15 protein-coding genes are annotated in these 15,741 nt (G+C 72.8%); 4 read left to right on the top strand and 11 right to left on the bottom strand.

What is annotated here, in order from left to right; translation table 11 throughout:
- Positions 1–49: 49 nt before the first annotated feature.
- Complete coding sequence (locus HPS36_RS13875) at positions 50–1,678, bottom strand: hydantoinase B/oxoprolinase family protein (RefSeq protein ID WP_173230602.1); 1,629 nt, start codon at positions 1,676–1,678, stop codon at positions 50–52.
- Complete coding sequence (locus tag HPS36_RS13870) at positions 1,675–3,708, bottom strand: hydantoinase/oxoprolinase family protein (protein ID WP_173230601.1); 2,034 nt, start codon at positions 3,706–3,708, stop codon at positions 1,675–1,677. Before HPS36_RS13870 ends, HPS36_RS13875 begins: the two co-directional genes overlap by 4 nt.
- Positions 3,709–3,986: 278 nt before the next feature.
- Here HPS36_RS13870 and HPS36_RS13865 point away from each other — a divergent pair, with 278 nt between their 5' ends.
- The 3 genes from HPS36_RS13865 to HPS36_RS13855 are packed head-to-tail and all read left to right on the top strand — an operon-like array spanning position 3,987 to position 6,416.
- A complete protein-coding gene (locus tag HPS36_RS13865) occupies positions 3,987–5,366 on the top strand; it encodes a hypothetical protein (protein ID WP_173230837.1) in 1,380 nt (459 codons plus the stop codon).
- A 49-nt stretch (positions 5,367–5,415) separates the two neighbouring features.
- Complete coding sequence (locus HPS36_RS13860) at positions 5,416–5,796, top strand: methylglyoxal synthase (RefSeq protein ID WP_173230600.1); 381 nt, start codon at positions 5,416–5,418, stop codon at positions 5,794–5,796.
- A 47-nt stretch (positions 5,797–5,843) separates the two neighbouring features.
- On the top strand, positions 5,844–6,416 hold the full coding sequence (locus HPS36_RS13855) for a DUF7332 family protein (protein WP_173230599.1): 573 nt from the start codon (positions 5,844–5,846) through the stop codon (positions 6,414–6,416).
- Between the two features lie 7 nt (positions 6,417–6,423).
- On the opposite strand, the gene HPS36_RS13850 is transcribed toward HPS36_RS13855, so the two are convergent.
- The 3 genes from HPS36_RS13850 to HPS36_RS13840 form a co-directional block, all read right to left on the bottom strand.
- Positions 6,424–6,960, bottom strand: a complete 537-nt coding sequence (locus HPS36_RS13850; protein ID WP_173230598.1) for a hypothetical protein — start codon at positions 6,958–6,960, stop codon at positions 6,424–6,426.
- Between the two features lie 72 nt (positions 6,961–7,032).
- Positions 7,033–7,353, bottom strand: coding sequence for a transcription factor S (locus HPS36_RS13845; RefSeq protein WP_053771321.1), 321 nt, complete (start codon positions 7,351–7,353; stop codon positions 7,033–7,035).
- 82 nt (positions 7,354–7,435) lie between these two features.
- The gene (locus tag HPS36_RS13840) at positions 7,436–8,272 is read right to left on the bottom strand and encodes an alanyl-tRNA editing protein (protein WP_173230597.1); all 837 of its coding nucleotides are present in this window, start codon (positions 8,270–8,272) and stop codon (positions 7,436–7,438) included.
- A 149-nt stretch (positions 8,273–8,421) separates the two neighbouring features.
- Between HPS36_RS13840 and HPS36_RS13835 the strand changes: the two genes are divergently transcribed.
- Complete coding sequence (locus HPS36_RS13835; RefSeq protein ID WP_173230596.1) at positions 8,422–10,245, top strand: DUF7289 family protein; 1,824 nt, start codon at positions 8,422–8,424, stop codon at positions 10,243–10,245.
- Positions 10,246–10,260: 15 nt separating this feature from the next.
- Here the strand turns inward: HPS36_RS13835 and HPS36_RS13830 are convergent, their stop codons facing one another.
- From HPS36_RS13830 to HPS36_RS13805, 6 genes are read right to left on the bottom strand one after another with little or no spacing between them, the layout of a single operon-like run.
- On the bottom strand, positions 10,261–11,034 hold the full coding sequence (locus HPS36_RS13830; RefSeq protein ID WP_173230595.1) for a DUF7289 family protein: 774 nt from the start codon (positions 11,032–11,034) through the stop codon (positions 10,261–10,263).
- Entirely contained in the window at positions 11,031–11,516 is a 486-nt protein-coding gene (locus HPS36_RS13825; RefSeq protein ID WP_173230594.1) for a DUF7266 family protein, read from the bottom strand. Before HPS36_RS13825 ends, HPS36_RS13830 begins: the two co-directional genes overlap by 4 nt.
- A complete protein-coding gene (locus HPS36_RS13820) occupies positions 11,509–12,591 on the bottom strand; it encodes a DUF7261 family protein (RefSeq protein WP_235681715.1) in 1,083 nt (360 codons plus the stop codon). The genes HPS36_RS13825 and HPS36_RS13820 overlap by 8 nt, the downstream gene beginning before the upstream one ends.
- Entirely contained in the window at positions 12,579–13,178 is a 600-nt protein-coding gene (locus HPS36_RS13815) for a DUF7288 family protein (RefSeq protein WP_173230593.1), read from the bottom strand. Before HPS36_RS13815 ends, HPS36_RS13820 begins: the two co-directional genes overlap by 13 nt.
- 2 nt (positions 13,179–13,180) lie before the next feature.
- On the bottom strand, positions 13,181–13,711 hold the full coding sequence (locus HPS36_RS13810; protein ID WP_173230592.1) for a DUF7287 family protein: 531 nt from the start codon (positions 13,709–13,711) through the stop codon (positions 13,181–13,183).
- Complete coding sequence (locus HPS36_RS13805) at positions 13,701–15,737, bottom strand: type II secretion system F family protein (protein ID WP_173230591.1); 2,037 nt, start codon at positions 15,735–15,737, stop codon at positions 13,701–13,703. Before HPS36_RS13805 ends, HPS36_RS13810 begins: the two co-directional genes overlap by 11 nt.
- Positions 15,738–15,741 lie beyond the last annotated feature (4 nt).

The following is a 15,741-nucleotide window of genomic DNA, read 5'->3' as shown; positions in this document are numbered from 1 at the left end:
TACAGGACTCGCGGATTTCGGGGTCGATAACGCGGCGGACGGCCGCCGCTCACTCCCGCCCGTCGTCGGCTCCGTCGCCGCTCGCGTCGACCTTCCCGTCGCGGCGGTCTCGCTCCCGCGCCTCGGGGTCGCGCTCGGCGGGGTCGCCGTGCCCGCCGCCACCCGGCGTGCGGACCGAGACCGTCGTGCCGGCCGGGACGTCGACGGACGCCTTCGCCGGGACCGGCTCCCCGTCGATCAGGTTCTCGCCGAGCGCGCCGTCGCCGCCGCCGTCGAGCCCGCGCGGCGCGGTCCGGCGTCGCTCCGTCAGCAGCGAGACGGTCGCGTCCGCCTCGACGGTGAGGCGCCGCTCGACGCCGAGGCCGCCCCGGTGTCGGCCGTCGCCGCCGCTCGACGGGCGGAGGGCGTAGCGCTCGACCCGGAGCGGGTACGCCGCCTCCAGCGCCTCGACCGGGGTGTTGAGCGTGTTCGTCATCCCGACCTGGACGCCGTCCATCCCGTCCTTGCCCGGCCGGGCGCCGAAGCCGCCGGCGATGGTCTCGTAGTAGGTGAACTCGCCGGCGCGGTCGCCGATGATCAGGTTGTTCATCGTCCCCTGACCGCCGGCCGGGACGACCTCCGGGACCGCCTCGGCGAGCGCCGCCAGCGTCACGTCGGTGACGCGCTGGCTCGTCTCGACGTTGCCGCCGACGACCGCGGCCGGCGGGCGCGGGTCGAGCAGCGACCCCTCGGGCGCCGATATCGACACCGGCTCGTAACAGCCGTGGTTCGGCGGGATCTCCGGGTCGGTGACCGCGCGGACCACGAAGTACACCGCGCTCTTCGCGACCGAGAACGGGGCGTTCAGGTTGCCGTCGACCTGGTCGGCGGTGCCGGCGAAGTCCACGTCGAGCGACGCGCCGTCGACGGTGACGGTCGCCTCGACTGGGATGTTCCCGTCGGTCACGCCGTCGCCTTCGAGCGCGTCACGGGCGCGATAGGTCCCGTCCGGGAGGTTCCGGATCTCGGCCTCGATCCGGTCGCGCGAGTAGTCGATGACGGCGTCGAACGCGTCGAGGAGCGCGTCGCCGTGCTCGTCGAGCAGCTCGCCGACCCGCTCCTCGGCGCGCGCGTTCGCGGCGCGCTGCGCCCGGAGGTCCGCCGCCCGCTCGTCCGGCGTGCGGACGTTGGCGAGGATCAGGTCGCGGACGGCCTCGTTCGGCTCGCCGCCGTCGACGAGCCGGACCGCCGGGAGCCGGAGCCCCTCCTCGTATATCTCCCGCGCGCCGGGCGGCATGCTGCCCGGCGCGCTCCCGCCCACGTCGGCGTGGTGCGCGCGCGACACCGCGTAGCCGACGACCTCGCCGCGGGGCGCGACCGTCGAGACGAGCGTCACGTCCGGGAGGTGGGTCCCGCCCGCGAACGGGTCGTTGACGACGAACACGTCGCCCGGCTTCGGGTCCTTCCCGAGGACGGCGTCGACGGCGTCCGGCATCGCCCCGAGGTGGACCGGGATGTGCTCGGCCTGCGCGACCATCCGGCCGTCGGCGTCGAACAGCGCCGTCGAGCAGTCCTGGCGCTCCTTGATGTTCGGCGAGTACGCCCCGCGGATCAGCACGTGGCCCATCTCGGCCGCGACGCTCTCAAGCTGGTTCCGGAGGATCTCCAGCGTGACCGGGTCGAGGTCGGCGCCCGTCACGCCTCGCTCACCTCCGCGACCAGCGCGCCGTCGCCGCGGAGCCGCATCGCCCACCCCGGCGGGACGACGACCGTGCTCTCCGGGCCCTCGACGACGACCGGCCCTTCGACGGCCTCGCCGAGCGGGAACCGGTCGCGGTCGTAGACCGGCGTCTCCCGGGCGCCGTCGGGGAACACCGCCTCCCGCGTCGTCCGCGGGCCGGGGTCCTCGGGCGCGTCGACGCCGACCGCCGGGGCCGTCCGCGGGACGGTCGCCGTCGCGCGGCAGTTCACCAGTTCGACCGGCTCGTCGGCGCGGTAGCCGTACGCCGACTCGTGGGCCGCCGCGAACCGCTCGCCGACCGCCGCGGGGTCGAACGGTCGGTCGACGTCGACGGTCAGTTCGAAGCTCTGTCCGGCGTAGCGGCAGTCCGCCGCGTACTCGACGCGCGCGGCCGCCGGGTCGCTGACCTCGTCCGACAGCCCCTCGGTCAGCTCCCCGTAGACGGCCTCGACCGCGTCGGGGTCGACCTCGGCGAGGGGGGCCTGACGGGTCCGCACCGCGTCGCGCGTCTCGTCGGCCGCGAGCAGGCCGTACGCCGACAGGACGCCGGAGGCGCGCGGCACGACGACGCGCCTGACGTCGAGGGCGTCGGCGATCGCGACCGCGTGCATCGGGCCGGCGCCGCCGAACGCGACGAGACCGAACCCGCGCGGGTCGTGGCCGCGTTCGACCGTGACGGAGCGGATCGCGCGGGTCATGTCGGCGTTCGCGACGCGGTGGACGCCGAGCGCGGCCGCGACCGGGCCGTCCATCCCCGCCTCGTCGGCGAGGTCGGCGAGCGCCTCGCGGGCGGCCGCCGCGTCGAGCGACAGGTCGCCGCCGAGGTCGGTGTCCGCGCCGACGTACCCCAACACGAGGTCCGCGTCGGTGACGGTCGGCTCCGTGCCCCCCTTGCCGTAGCAGGCCGGGCCGGGGTCCGCGCCCGCGGAGCGCGGGCCGATGCGGAGCGCGCCCCCGGCGTCGACCCACGCGATCGACCCGCCGCCGGCGCCCACGGTCTCGACGTCGACCATCGGGGTGCCGATCGGCCGGTCGGCGATCGTCGACTCCGTCGTCCGCTCCACCTCCCCGTCCCGGACGAGGCTCACGTCGCTGGAAGTGCCGCCCATGTCGAAGGTGATCAGCCCGTCGCGCTCGGCTTCGGTCGCGGCCGTCGCGCTCGCGCCCACGACCCCGGCGGCGGGCCCGGAGAGCACGGTCGTCACGGCGTTCCGCCTGACCGTCTCGGCGTCGGTGACGCCGCCGTTGGCCTGCATGATCCGCGGCTGCGGCAGCCCGAGGTCCCGCGCCCGCTCGGTGAGGCGCCCGACGTAGCCGTCGATCGCCGGGCGGACGTAGGCGTCGACGACCGTGGTGGAGGTGCGCTCGTACTCGCGGAACTCCGGCAGCACCTCGTTGGAGGCCGAGACGGGCGCGTCGAGCGCGTCGCGCAGCGCCTCGGCGAGGCGGTCCTCGTTCTCGGGGTGGGCGTAGGCGTGGAGCAGGCACACCGCGACGGACTCGACGTCGGCGTCGCGGAGGTCGGCGACGAGCGACTCGATCGCCGCGTCGTCGACCGGCCGCTCGATCCCGTCGACGGTCGCGCGCTCGGAGACCTCGAACCGGCGGCGCCGGGGAACGAGGGGCGCCGGCTTCTCGGCGTCGAGGTCGTACAGCGACGGCCGGGTCTGCCGGCCGATCTCCAGCACGTCGCGGAAGCCCTCGGTCGTCACGAGCGCGGTCCGCGCGCCGTCGCCCTCCAGGAGCGCGTTGACGGAGACGGTCATCGCGTGGGAGAACTCGGTCACGCTCTCGGGGTCGATCCCGGCCGCCTCGCAGGCCTTCTCGATGCCGGCCGCGACGCCCTCGCTCTGGTCGTCGGTGCTCGGCACCTTCGCGGTGACGAGGCGGTCGTCGAGCGCGAGCGCGACGTCGGTGAACGTCCCGCCGACGTCGACGCCGACGGCTCGCGCGTCCGTCGCCCGGCCGTCCGCCGTATCGCCGCCCATCTACGACACCTCCGCGGCGTCGCGGAGCGTCCGGACGCCGAGCGGCGAGGTATCTCGGTCGCGTGGCATGGAGCCCCTTCGTTACCGGACGGACTTAAGACCGCCCCGTCCGGCCGCCCGACGCCCTCGACCCGTTCCCCGCGCGGCGCTCGGGAATCGGGTTCCCGCGAGGCGACGAGCGCGCGAACATCTTCGGGACCAGGCGGAGGGCGGCGGGGGTTCGTGATCCGTGTATGGGAGCAGTTCCGGGCGGTATCGACGCGGAGCGCGGCCCGCCGATGACGGTGCCGCTTCGGCACTTCCTGGTCGGGCTACCCTTCCTCGGCGCCGCCCTGCTCGTCGGGATCGGCCACCTCATCGGCGCGATGCCGGGGCTCGGCGGCCTCGTCCACGTCCACCTGTTGTTAGTCGGGTGGGTGTGCGTGACGATCATGGGCGCGATGACGCAGTTCGTGCCGGTATGGTCCGGGACGACGCTCCACTCCCGGCGGCTGGCGAGCGCCCAGCTCGGCTTGGTCGCCGTCGGACTCGTCGGCTTCGCGGCCGCGCTCGCGCTGGGACGGCTCTCGTGGCTGGCCGGATTCGGGGCCGTCATGCTCGCCGGCTTCTGGGCGTTCGTCTACAACGTCGGGCGGACGCTCGCGACGGTCGAGGACCTCGACGTGACCGAGCGCCACTTCGCCGTCGCGCTCGCCTGCTTCGTCGCCCTGACCGGCCTCGGCGTCCTGCTGGCGGCCGACCTCGGCTCCGGCCTCCTCGCCGGGGTCGGGGTCTCGCACGCCGGGGTCCGCGGCGCGCACGTCACCCTCGCCGTCTTCGGCGCGGTGCTCACGACCGTCTACGGCGCCCTCTACCAGCTCGCCACGATGTTCACGCAGACGGAGCTCCGCGGGGTCGACCACCGGCTCCGCGCGGTCGAGGAGGTCGGCCACCCGGTCGGCGTCGCCGCGCTCGCGGGCGGGCGACTGCTCGGCGCGGCCGCGCTCGCCCGCGTCGGCGCCGCCTTCGTGCTGCTCGCCGCGCTGGCGTTCGCCGCCGTCCTCGCCCGCCGGCTCTTAGAGATGCGCGTCGAGCGGACCCCGATGCACACGCGGTACGCCGTCGTCGCGCTCGCGCTCGTCGGGTGGGTCGCGACGGCCGCGCCGGCGTGGCTCCGGTCGCCGCTCGCCGCCGAGACCGTCCTCGGCGGACCGGGAAGCGCGCCGCTGCTGCTCCTCGGCGCGGTCGCGTTCGTCGTCCTCGGCACGCTGTACCACGTCGTTCCCTTCGTCGTGTGGGTCGAGCGGTACAGCGACCGGCTCGGCTTCGAGGCGGTGCCGATGGTCGACGACCTCTACGACGACCGGCTCGCGGCCGCCGACGGCGCGCTCCTGTTCACCGGTACCGCGCTCGTCGTCGGCGCCGACGTCGCCGCCGGCGCCTCGGGGACGGCACTCGCCGGCGCGGCCACGCGCCCCGCGCTCGTCGGGCTGTCGCTCGCGACGCTCGGGGCCGCGGTGTTCGCGACGAACGCCCTGCTGGTGATCCGCCGGCACAGCCCCGGGACGCTGGCCCGCGTCGCGCTCGGCCGGTTCGGGGCGTCCTTCGCGTCCGGGGGAACCGACGGCGGCGACAGTGACGGCGACGGCCCGGGCGACGGCCCCGCGGCGGCGGAGTGAACGCCGCGGCGAGGCGAGCGCTTAAGCGACGCCGGAGCGAGCGCCACGTATGCGCATCGCGCTCATCGCACACGACGAGCTGAAAGACGAGATGGTCGCGTTCGTCGAGCGACACACCGGCGTCCTCGACGAGTGCGAACTGGTCACCACCGGGACGACTGGCAAGCGCATCGCGGACGCGACCGGGCTCGCCGTGAACCGACAGGCCTCGGGGCCGTACGGCGGCGACCTCCAGATCGGCGGGATGATCGCGGACGACCGGATCGACGGGGTCGTCTTCCTCCGCGACCCCCTGACCGCGCAGGCGCACGAGCCCGACATCTCGGCGCTGCTGCGGGTCTGCGACGTGAAGGACGTGCCGCTGGCGACGAACGTGGCGTCCGCGGAGCTGCTCGTCGAGGGGCTCTTGGACTGCGATTCTCTCGACTGATACCGCGGACCGCGGTGCTTTAACCCGGGCGGCCGAAGGGGCGGGCGATGACGCGCCCGCAACGGACCCGCGCCCTCGCCCTCTCGCTGCTGCTGCTCGCCGCGAGCGTCGGCGTCGGCGTCGGCGCTGTCGCGGGCCAGCCCGCGGCGCCCGGAGCGGACGCCCGCGCACCAGGGGCGACCGTCCAGTCGGTCGGGGGCGCGCCCGCGGACGGTCCGGCGACCGTCGGGACCGGCGCCGACGCGAACCGGAGTTCGGCGCCGCCGATCACGCGCTGTTTCACCGGGCGGGGATATCCCATCTCGATCGGCGACGGCGAGGGCGGAGCGACGATGCAGACGGTGGTCCACCTCTCCGTGCTGACCGACCCCGCCGCGGGCAACGAGTTCGGCGTCGAGACCGCCGGGCGCCTCGACGGCGAGCCGATCGTGACGCTCGCGGCGGGGGTCAGGCTGACCGGGCGGGAGGCGATCGCGAACGGCTTCGACCCGCTCGCGGCGTTCGACGTGCTGTACACCTACGAGATGCGGCTCCCGATGTTCGCCGGCGCGGTCGGCGACGCGGACTACGAGGACGACGGGTCGCCGATCGAGTCGAGCGCCGGCGCGGTCGCCTGCTGACCGGGCCTCACGAGCGCTCGACCGCGTCCGACGCCGCCGGCGGCCGAACGCCCCGGACCAGTCGCAACACGTCCTGACGGGTCGCCTCGAACCCGTCGCCGGTCGGGTAGGCGCCGCCGGCGAGCAGGTACTCGCCGGCCTCCCACACCGCCAGCAGCGCCTCCACCGGGACCCGCCCGCCGTCGACCGCGCAGCGCCCGTGGAACACGGTGAGCGTGGCGGGCGACGCCGCGGGGTCGTCGACGTCGAGGCGCCGCTCGTCGCGGCGCGCGAGGTCGCCGATGCGCCGGTCGGCGAGGCGGTCGCGGAACCCCTCGCGGGCCCGGGACTCGACGAGCCGCGTCAGGGCGGGGTTCGGCCCGGCGTCGGGCGAGATGCGGAGCCGGCTCGCGAAGAAGAACGGCCGCGGGGGCTGGGTCTCGCGCTCGTACCGCGCCGTCCCCGCCGTGACCGAGACGGGGCCGGCCTCGAACGGGCGTTCCGTCGCCTCCGCGACGAGCGTCCAGCCCTCGAGGCGGTCGCGGGGGACGACGGGCGGCTCCATGGTCCCGCCTCTCTCCGGACGGGAATAAAACGGACGGGCGAGGAATGAACGGTTGGATGGGCGCGTCGGTGCTCAGTGGTCGTCTTCGCGCCACTTGTGCTCGCACTCGGTACAGACGAAAAAGCGGGTCTCGGACTCGTCGGCCGCGCGGATCTGCTGCATGTACCAGTACGCCTGGTCGTTGTCGCACTCGGGACACTGGGCCGTCGTCGTCGGGAGCCCCTTGTCCTCGGCGTCGCTCACGTCGACGATCTCCGACTCCACCTGCGACTCGGTCGTCCACTCGTCGTCGCCCTCGTCGCGCCCGATCTCGTGGCCGCAGGAGTCGCACACCCAGTGGTCCTCGCCCTCGCCGGACTTCATCATGGATCCGCACTCGTCGCAGAACTTCATGCCCGAACCTACCGCGGATCGTATTTAAACGGCGGGATCGCGGGCGAGCGGCGGACGCGCCCGCGGGGCGCCCACGCCGCCGTCAGTCCGCGTCCACGTGGTCGGCGAGCGCGAAGCGGACGCGCTCCTCCTCGGGGCCCTTCGTCTCCCGCCCGGTGACGACGACCTCCCCGATGTCGGCGGTGTTCGCGACGTGGGTCCCCGCACAGGCGGTGCGGTCGTACGGCTCGTCGTCGGCGTCCGCGCCCGCTATCTCGACGATCCGGAGCTCCTCGATCGAGTCGGGGAGGAGGTCGATCCGCGTCCGGTCGGTGTCCAGCGTCGCCTCCGCGGTCTCGCGGTCCATCGTGTAGCTCGACACCGCCCGCCCGTCGGCGACGAGCTCGTTGAGCCGAGCCTCGATCCGGTCGAGGTCGGCGTCCGTGAACCGGTCGTACTCGGCGTCGAGGCGCGCCCGGTCGCGGTACAGCTGGTTGCCGGTCGTCGGCGCGTCGAACTCGTCGAGCAGCAGCGCCGACAGCAGGTGCTGTGCGGTGTGGTACCGCGAGTGCGCCGCGCGCCGGTCGGCGTCGACCTCGCAGGCGACCGCCGTTCCCGGTTCCGGGAGCGAGACCCGCTCGCCGTCGTCGCCCGCGTCGTCGTCCGCGCCGCCCGCGTCGTCGTCCGCGCCGCCCGCGTCGTCGGCCGGTTCGACCTCGTGGTACACCGTGTCTCGCATCTCGACGTCGACGACGCGCCAGCGAGTGCTCCCGTCGCCGTCGACCGCGCGGATCGTCCCGGTGTCGTGCGGCTGGCCGCCCCCGGTCGGGTAGAAGTGCGTCCGGTCGAGGACGATCCGGTGCGGGTCCGAGAGGACGCGCTCGACGGTCGCCTCGAACGTCGTCACCGCGTCGTCCGCGAGGTAGAGTCGCTCGGTCACGGGTCCGAGAAGGGGCGCCGGCGAGATATATCCCCGGTCCGACGCGGCCGCGGCCGACGCCCTCGGAGCGGAGCGAGCCGGGATACACGGCTATCGGGACTGATAGCCGGGAGTCCACGTTTATCAGCGGGGGCGGCCTACGGTCCCGCATGAACGGAGGCGAGCGCGGAGCGACCGCCGAGCGCGCCCAGAGCGAAGTGCTCGGGACGGTCCTCCTGTTGGGGCTGACGGTCGCCGTCGTCGGCACCACCGTCGCGCTCGGCGGCGCCGCGCTCGACGACTCGCAGGCGTCGGCGGACCTCCAGCGCGTCGAGGGCGCGATGACGCAGGTGGACTCGAAGGCCAGCCTCGTCGCGCACGGCGAGTCGCCCGCCCAGCGCGTCCGCCTGGACGTGGGCCGGAGCGCCGACTTCCGGGTCGACGGCGACGCGGGGTGGATGCGCATCGAGGTGACGACGAGCGAGAACCCGAACGCCACGAACAGGACCATCCCGCTCGGAGCGGTGACCTACGAGCGCGACGGCGAGACGATCGCGTACCAGGGCGGCGGCGTCTGGCGGTCGCGCGGCGGCGGCTCCGAGATGGTCTCGCCGCCGGAGTTCCACTACCGCGGGAGCGGCGGGACCGAGACGCTCACCCTCCCGCTCGTGACGATCGGGAACGGCTCCGCGCCGATCGGCGACGCGGTCCGCATCACCGACACGGGCGGCCGGTCCGAGCGGGTGTTCCCTTCGCCGAACGGCTCGAACCCGCTCCTCGGCGGCAACGTCACGATCACGGTCCAGAGCGACTACGCGGACGCGTGGGGACGCTTCTTCGAGACCCGGACGAGCGCGTCGGTGACCGACGTCAGCGACCGACGGGTGGAGGTCCGGCTCCGGACCACCACGGTCCATCCCACGCTGAGCGCCGGGGTCTCCGCGACGGGCCGATCGACGTTCGACACCGGTGGCGTCGACGAGCTGTACGCCGACAGCTACGACTCGGGGCTCGGCTCGTACGACGACCAGACGCCGAGCGACGGGGCGGTCATCCAGACGCGCGACCAGTTCCGGCTCACCGCGGGCGGAGGCGGTAACACCCAGTCGATCACGATCCGCGGGGACCTGATCGCCGAGTCCTACAACATCCCGCCCGGGCAGGCGGACAAGCTGAACGTCACCGGAGAGCGGCGCACGGAGACCGCGTTCGACGACGTGGCGTCTGTCGACGGCGCGATCAGCCAGCGGATCGAGGGCGTTCGGGACCGGGACCTCGCCGCGAACGGCGACTACCGCGGGGGCGACATCGACCTCTCCGGCACCCAGACGGAGGTGATAGAGAACGACACGTACGTCGACGGCGACGTATCGGTCGCCGACGACGCGACTCTCACGGTCACCGACGGCGCGACGCTCCACGTCGCGGGCGGCCTGAGCGTCTCCGCGGACGCGGGCGGCGTCGACCTCGACACCGGCGGCGGCGAGGTCGAGGTGCTGGTCGAGGAGTCGACGACCGTCAGCGGCGACGCGACGGTCAGGGCGACGGGCGGCGGGCAGGCCACGCTCTACGTCGACGACACGCTCGCCGTCCGGAACACCGCGTCGGTAACGAGCGCCGCCGACACGCGGTTGGAGGTGCAAAACACCGCCGGGATCGACCTCGAAGACAGCGCCGTGGTCGCCGCCGACGAGGACGTGGCGGAGAACCTGTGGGTGTACTCCAGCGGGGACCGGATCGACGTGACGGCCGACGACGACGTCCCCGTCCGGTTCGGCGGGGTGTTCTACGCGCCCCAGAGCACGACCGAGCTCGCCGGCAACATGACGATCAAGGGGTCGTTCACCTTCGAGCTCTTCGAGTTCGACGACGCCGAGATACGGATCCACTACGACGAGTCGCTGGCGACCCAACAGCCGTTCGAGGGCGACTCGGTCCCGGTGGTGAGCCACCTCCACGTCTCCGTCCACGAGGTCGCCATCAAGTCCGAGTGACCCCGGCCCGCCGCCTCAGTCGGAGAAGTCGATCCGCGTCTCGGTGCGGTGGACGACGAACCGCTCGTAGTGGTCCGCGTCGAACGTCACCGTGAGGTCCGGCCCGCCGGCCGTCGACACCGAGACGTGGTCGTGTTCCGCCGCGAGCTCCGAGTAGTACCGCTCCCAGACCGTCGCCTGCGACGAGTTGATCGCCAGGGTGACGTTGTCGGTCGCCGCCCGGTCGTCGAGTGCGGCCTCCCGGGTGTCGAGCTGCCCGATCACCAGAACCGTTCGGTCGCCGCTCTCGGACTGCGCCGGCCCGCCGAGCCCGTACAGCGAGTAGACGACGGTGTCGCCGAGCAGGAGGTTGGGCTCGTTGAGCATGACCCCGTTGTCCCCCCGCATGCGGAAGACGGCGCCGTTCTCGTACACGATGCGCGTGCCGCCGGCCCCGCGGTACGTGAGCGACCCGGTTTCGACTACCGTCCCGGGCGTCGCCGTGTGGTTGAGCCGGAACGTCGACTCCTGTTCTAACACCAGCTCGCCGCCGCCGAGCTGGATCTCGGTGGCCCGGCTCGGCACGCCGTCGCGGCTGACGTCGTCGAGGTTGTCCTGGAGCACGTCGAACGCGCGCTCGACGTTGTTGTCGCGCTCGGCGAGCTGCGCGTCTTCGAGCCCCCCCAGCCCGACGGTGAACGTGACCGCTATCGTCGACGTGATCAGCGCGAACACCAACACGAACCCGACCGTCTCGCTCACGCCGCGGTCGTCCGAGCCGAGACCGGCGACGGCGTCGCGGAGGCTCACGCCGCGCTCACCACCACTTCGCCGTCGGCCCCGGCGTCGGGGTCCCACCAGATCCGGAGGTCGCCGCCGTCGACGGTCGCGTTCCGAACCGCCACGTCCTCGGTCGAGCGGAACGGGACCTCGACGACCGTGTCGCTCCGGTCGCTCTCGAGCGCGACCGTCCCTTCGGTGCCGTTCGCGCTCACTCGGATCCGATAGCTGGTCCCGGACACCCTGTCCGGGAGCGTCAGGGACCGGTTCACCGTGAGATCCCCTCGGGACGCCCCGCTCGCGACCAGCCTGTCGACGGTGCCGAGGTCGGCCGCGACCCGCTCGCCGACGACGGTGAGCTCCCCCTGCGCCGCGCGTTCGCGCTCCGACTCGACGAACGACCCGCCGGCGACGAACAGGCCGGAGAGCAGCAGGGTCGAGACGGCGAGCGTCATCACGTAGCCGACGGTGACCGACACCGCGCGGTCCGTCCCGCCCGGGCCGTCACGCATCGCGCTCACCCGGCGCGAGCCGGACCGTGTCGCCGTACGTCAGCCCCGGCGTCCGGTGGAGGACCTCGACCTCGACGCTGTATATCCCCTCGACGACGTACGGGCGCGAGGAGTCGGTGAGGGGGGAGGTCCCGTCGCGCTCGTCGACGACGAGGTGGTACGTCCCCCGCGCCTCGGTGCCGTTCTCGTAGCGAACGTCGTACGAGTCGTACGGCTCGCTCCCGTTCTGAACGCCCTCCGCCCAGACGAGTGCGGGGAACCGCTGGCCGTCCACCGTGCCGGCGGTCAGGTCGATCGTGACGTTCTCGCCCGAGTCGTGGAGGAAGGTCTCGGAGACGGTGTCGGTCTCGTTGCGCACAGTCACGTCGATCGCGTCGGCCGCGTCGTTCGACAGCGAGACCGACCAGTTCCCGCCCGCTCCGTCGGCCACGACGGTGAACGCGGCCCCCGCGCTGGTCGCGACGGACGTCGAGTCGACGGTCAGCCGGTAGTTGCGCGTTCGATTAACCCCGCCCGCGACGGTCCAGTCCGCGGTCGTCCCGTCCGGCGCCGTCATGTTGCGGAACCCGGCGTCGGTCTCGTTCTGCGCGATGAAGTGCCCCGAGTCGACGGTGGAGGCGTTCACGCGCACGTCGGCGACCACGCCGTCGCGCGCCCGGAGGCCCCCGACCGTCCGGCCGTAGCGCTCCGCGCTCGCGAGGAAGGGGGCCGTCGCGTTGGCCGAGCCGTTCCGGTGTTCGCGGTACAGGATCCCGGCGAGGTCCTCCACGGAGCCGTCGCGGAACTCGACCGCCTCCGCCCCGCCCGCGTCGACCCCGCGGGTCGCGAGGTTCTCGGTGTAGATGACGGTGTTCAACAGGAGGACGACCGCGACGAACAGCACAGCGAGGGTCAGCCCCGTGATCAGGATGATCTGCCCGCGGTCCTCGTCGGGGCTCTCCCTCACGTCGCGGCCGCGGCGCCCCCAGTCGGCGCGGTCGGGGGGCGTGCGCCCGGCGGACGCGCCGCTCTCGGTCGTCGCCCCCGTCGTCGCGTCGCTCCGGTCGCCGCCGGAGCGCGTTCTCACATCTGCCATGCGGTGATGCGCACCTCCACGACCGTGTACAGCGTGTCGCCGGCGCCGACGGGCGCGGCGAAGTACCCGCCGGGGCCGTCGTCGGCGAGGACGTACTGGTCCGAGTCCCCGAATCGGTCGTCGCCGTACAGCGCCACCCGCGTGCTCGCCGTCGCCGCGTTGTCGCTCGGCGACCCCATGTCGATCATCCGGGTCCGGTCGAGCCCCTCCCCGTCGGCGGCCGGGTAGTAGACGTCGACGTCGAACGCGATCCGCCTGTTGTCGAACGCCTCGCGGAGCTGCCCGTGGAGCGGGTGCGACGCGTTCGGGAGCCCGGTGTAGTACTCGTCGTCGGCGCCCACGAAGCCGTCGTCGTAGTACAGCAGCGCCGCCCTCAGTTCGCCGCTCGCCTCTGCGGTCGTCAGCACGTCCTGCGCCGCGATCGCCGCCTGGTTCTCGACGTGCTGGTTCGACGTGCTCGCCGAGAGGGGCGTGACGGCCGTCGCCTGCGTCGCGAAGACGAGCCCGGCGACCAACAGCAGCGCCGCCGTGAACGCCTCTAAGGTGTGTGCCTGCCCTCGGTCGTCCGGGAGGTGTTCGACGAACATCGTCACCACACCCGCAGCGTGAGCCGGTGCGTCTCGCGGCCGACGTCGTCCTCGGGGTCGACGTCGATGGCGACGATGCGACTCGCGGCCGCGACGCTCCGGTCGCGCGGCGGCGCGGGGCCGGCACGCATCGTGACGTTGGCCCCGCCCGGGTCCAGCGTGCGAACGGTTCCGTTCCGCGTCACGGTGAGGTTGAGCCCCCGGAAGTCGTCGACGCCGAGCTCCGCGTGGAGGTCGTCGCCGTTCGCCGTCCAGTCGCAGCCGGACTCGGCGGCCGCCGTCGCGGGGTCCGTGCCGTCGAAGAAGGCGAGGGTACACGCGTGCGACAGCGTCGCCGTCGAGCCCGCGGCGGCGAGCGAGGACTCGGCGAGCCGCGCGGCGCCGCGCTCCGCGACGATGACGGTCGCCCCCTCGCCGACGGCGTACGGTTCGAGCAGCGACGGGACGAACGCGAAGGTGAACCCGACCGCGACGAGGAACACCGACATCCCGACGACGAAGTCGAGCACCGTCTGCGCGCGGTCAGCCGACATAGATCCACACCCCCAGCGCCAGCGTCATCAGGACCACGGCGTACTTGACGCCGGATATCAGCTCCGCGTCGCGGATGTAGCCGCTGATGAACCCGGAGAGGACCGCCTGGATCGTCACCGCGTGGAAGAACAGCATCGAGAGCACGTCGGGGTCGATGCTGCCGCCGCCGCCGAACCCGGCTCCCCCGGTGCTCCCGGCGCCGTCGCTCTGCGCGACCAGATCGCCCATCACGTCGATGAACTGCGTCTGGAGGATGGCCATCACGCCGAGCAGCGTGACGTACGTCATCACGATGATCGCCACCTGCATCCGGGTCCGCGACTTCCGCTCGCGCTCGATGTCGTCCTGGTTCTCCGAGGCCTGCGCGGCCGTCGTCAGCACGTCCGTGATCTGCGAGGACGCCTCCTGGGCCTCGGTGATCAGCTTCACCGTCCGGGCGAGCCGCGGCACCGCGTAGGCGTTGTTGAACTCGACGAGCGCGTCCCGGAGGCTCATCCCGTAGTTCACCTTCGCGTGGATCACCTCGAACTCCTCGGCGAGCTTCCCGGTCGAGGTCTCCGAGACCGTGCGCACCGATTCGAGCAGCGTCTGTCCGGTGTCGTTCGCCGAGGAGAGCTTCCGGAGCGTCTCCGAGAGCTTGCCGGTCACCGCCCGCCGCGAGCGCTGGTGCCACTCGTAGAACACCCCGAGCGGCACAAGCACGACGTAGAGCGGGACGTAGACCCAGACGAACGCCGACCACACCGGGCGGGCGATCCAGCCGTCGACCGTCGTCGGCGCCGACCCGGCCGCGGCCGCGACGACGACCAGCGCGAGCGCCGCGGGCACGGTCAACGCGAGGGTGTACAGCGGGTTCTCGCGGAGGAAGAGGTGCGGCGCCGAGAGGATCTCCATCGTCTTGTGGGTCCCCTCGCGGTCGCGGATGCGGTCGAAGACGCCGAAGGTTCCGACGAACGCCTCCACGAGCCCGAAGTGGAAGAGCCCCTCCTGGCTCGTCTGTTGGAGGCGCTCGCTGCCACCGTCGGCCTGGAGGTAGCCGTCGCCGGGGTCGTCCTGTTTCACCGTCGAGACCAGCACGAGGAAGCCGACGCCCACCAGGGGGATGAGCAGGTACACCGTGACGTACAGCAGGCGGTCGTCGGCCTCGCCCATCATCCCCATGATGACGAGGATGATGATGAGCAGCAGCGGGAACAACGAGAGCGTCATGTACATCTCGCCGAACAGCTCCAGGGTCTCCAGGGTCATCTCGCGCTCCTGTTTCGACGTGCGGAGGTGCTTCTCCTTTTTGTCCTTCAGGAACCCCTCCATGTCGCCGCCGGAGTTGACGATGGAGAGCATGTCGGCGAGGAACTGCGAGAGCTCGTCGGAGGGTGTCTCCATGGACTGCTGGCGGATGGCGTTCCGGTAGTCGGTGCCGAAGTACTCCGTCTCGTTGACGATGCTCTGGAACTCGCGGGACACCTCGCCGTAGGTGTCCTCCGCCGTCGCCATCGCGCGGAGGATCTCCAGCTGGTTCAGCCCGCCGACGGAGAGCGCGTACATGAACGACACCGAGTCCGCGAGCAGGAGATTGATCTCCCGCTTCCGGGAGGAGGCGCGCGAGTACGGGACCGCGACGAGGCCGCCGAACCCGATCGCGAACCCGATCGAGCCGAAGACGAGCCCGCTGAGGAGCACTGCGGTCGGCACGACGAGCGAGCGGAGCAGCTCCTGGATCGCCGTCGTCGGCGCCGGCACGCCGAGCGAGAGCGTCGACGGGTCGATCAGCCCCAGCGAGAACACGCCGTAGCCGATCAGCGTGCCGAGCGCCCAGAGCAGCCCGCCGACCAGCAGACCGACCGCCAGCGCCAGCGAGACGTACATCTCGACCTGGTCGGGCATCCGCGCCTCCGCGAGCTTGCGCTCCACGTCCGCGACGAAGTCGCCGTCGGGGTCGAACAGCAGCTCGAACACCGGGTAACACAGCTCCGCGAGGACGTTCGCGTCGACGCCGCCGTCGCCCGCGTCCACGTCGAGACTCACGGGA

Origin of the sequence: Halorubrum salinarum, from assembly GCF_013267195.1 — an archaeon.
Classification (GTDB): domain Archaea; phylum Halobacteriota; class Halobacteria; order Halobacteriales; family Haloferacaceae; genus Halorubrum; species Halorubrum salinarum.
The sequence above is the reverse complement of the archived record's forward strand: the minus strand, read 5'-3'. Positions and strand labels throughout refer to the sequence as shown.

Bases quoted from the DNA above. Each gene is read 5' to 3' on its own strand.
- HPS36_RS13870 (WP_173230601.1), bottom strand. From the start codon at position 3,708: ATGGGCGGCGATACGGCGGACGGCCGGGCGACGGACGCGCGAGCCGTC.
- HPS36_RS13865 (WP_173230837.1), top strand. From the start codon at position 3,987: ATGACGGTGCCGCTTCGGCACTTCCTGGTCGGGCTACCCTTCCTCGGC.
- HPS36_RS13860 (WP_173230600.1), top strand. From the start codon at position 5,416: ATGCGCATCGCGCTCATCGCACACGACGAGCTGAAAGACGAGATGGTC.
- HPS36_RS13855 (WP_173230599.1), top strand. From the start codon at position 5,844: ATGACGCGCCCGCAACGGACCCGCGCCCTCGCCCTCTCGCTGCTGCTG.
- HPS36_RS13850 (WP_173230598.1), bottom strand. From the start codon at position 6,960: ATGGAGCCGCCCGTCGTCCCCCGCGACCGCCTCGAGGGCTGGACGCTC.
- HPS36_RS13845 (WP_053771321.1), bottom strand. From the start codon at position 7,353: ATGAAGTTCTGCGACGAGTGCGGATCCATGATGAAGTCCGGCGAGGGC.
- HPS36_RS13835 (WP_173230596.1), top strand. From the start codon at position 8,422: ATGAACGGAGGCGAGCGCGGAGCGACCGCCGAGCGCGCCCAGAGCGAA.
- HPS36_RS13825 (WP_173230594.1), bottom strand. From the start codon at position 11,516: ATGCGTGACGGCCCGGGCGGGACGGACCGCGCGGTGTCGGTCACCGTC.
- HPS36_RS13820 (WP_235681715.1), bottom strand. From the start codon at position 12,591: ATGGCAGATGTGAGAACGCGCTCCGGCGGCGACCGGAGCGACGCGACG.
- HPS36_RS13815 (WP_173230593.1), bottom strand. From the start codon at position 13,178: ATGTTCGTCGAACACCTCCCGGACGACCGAGGGCAGGCACACACCTTA.
- HPS36_RS13810 (WP_173230592.1), bottom strand. From the start codon at position 13,711: ATGTCGGCTGACCGCGCGCAGACGGTGCTCGACTTCGTCGTCGGGATG.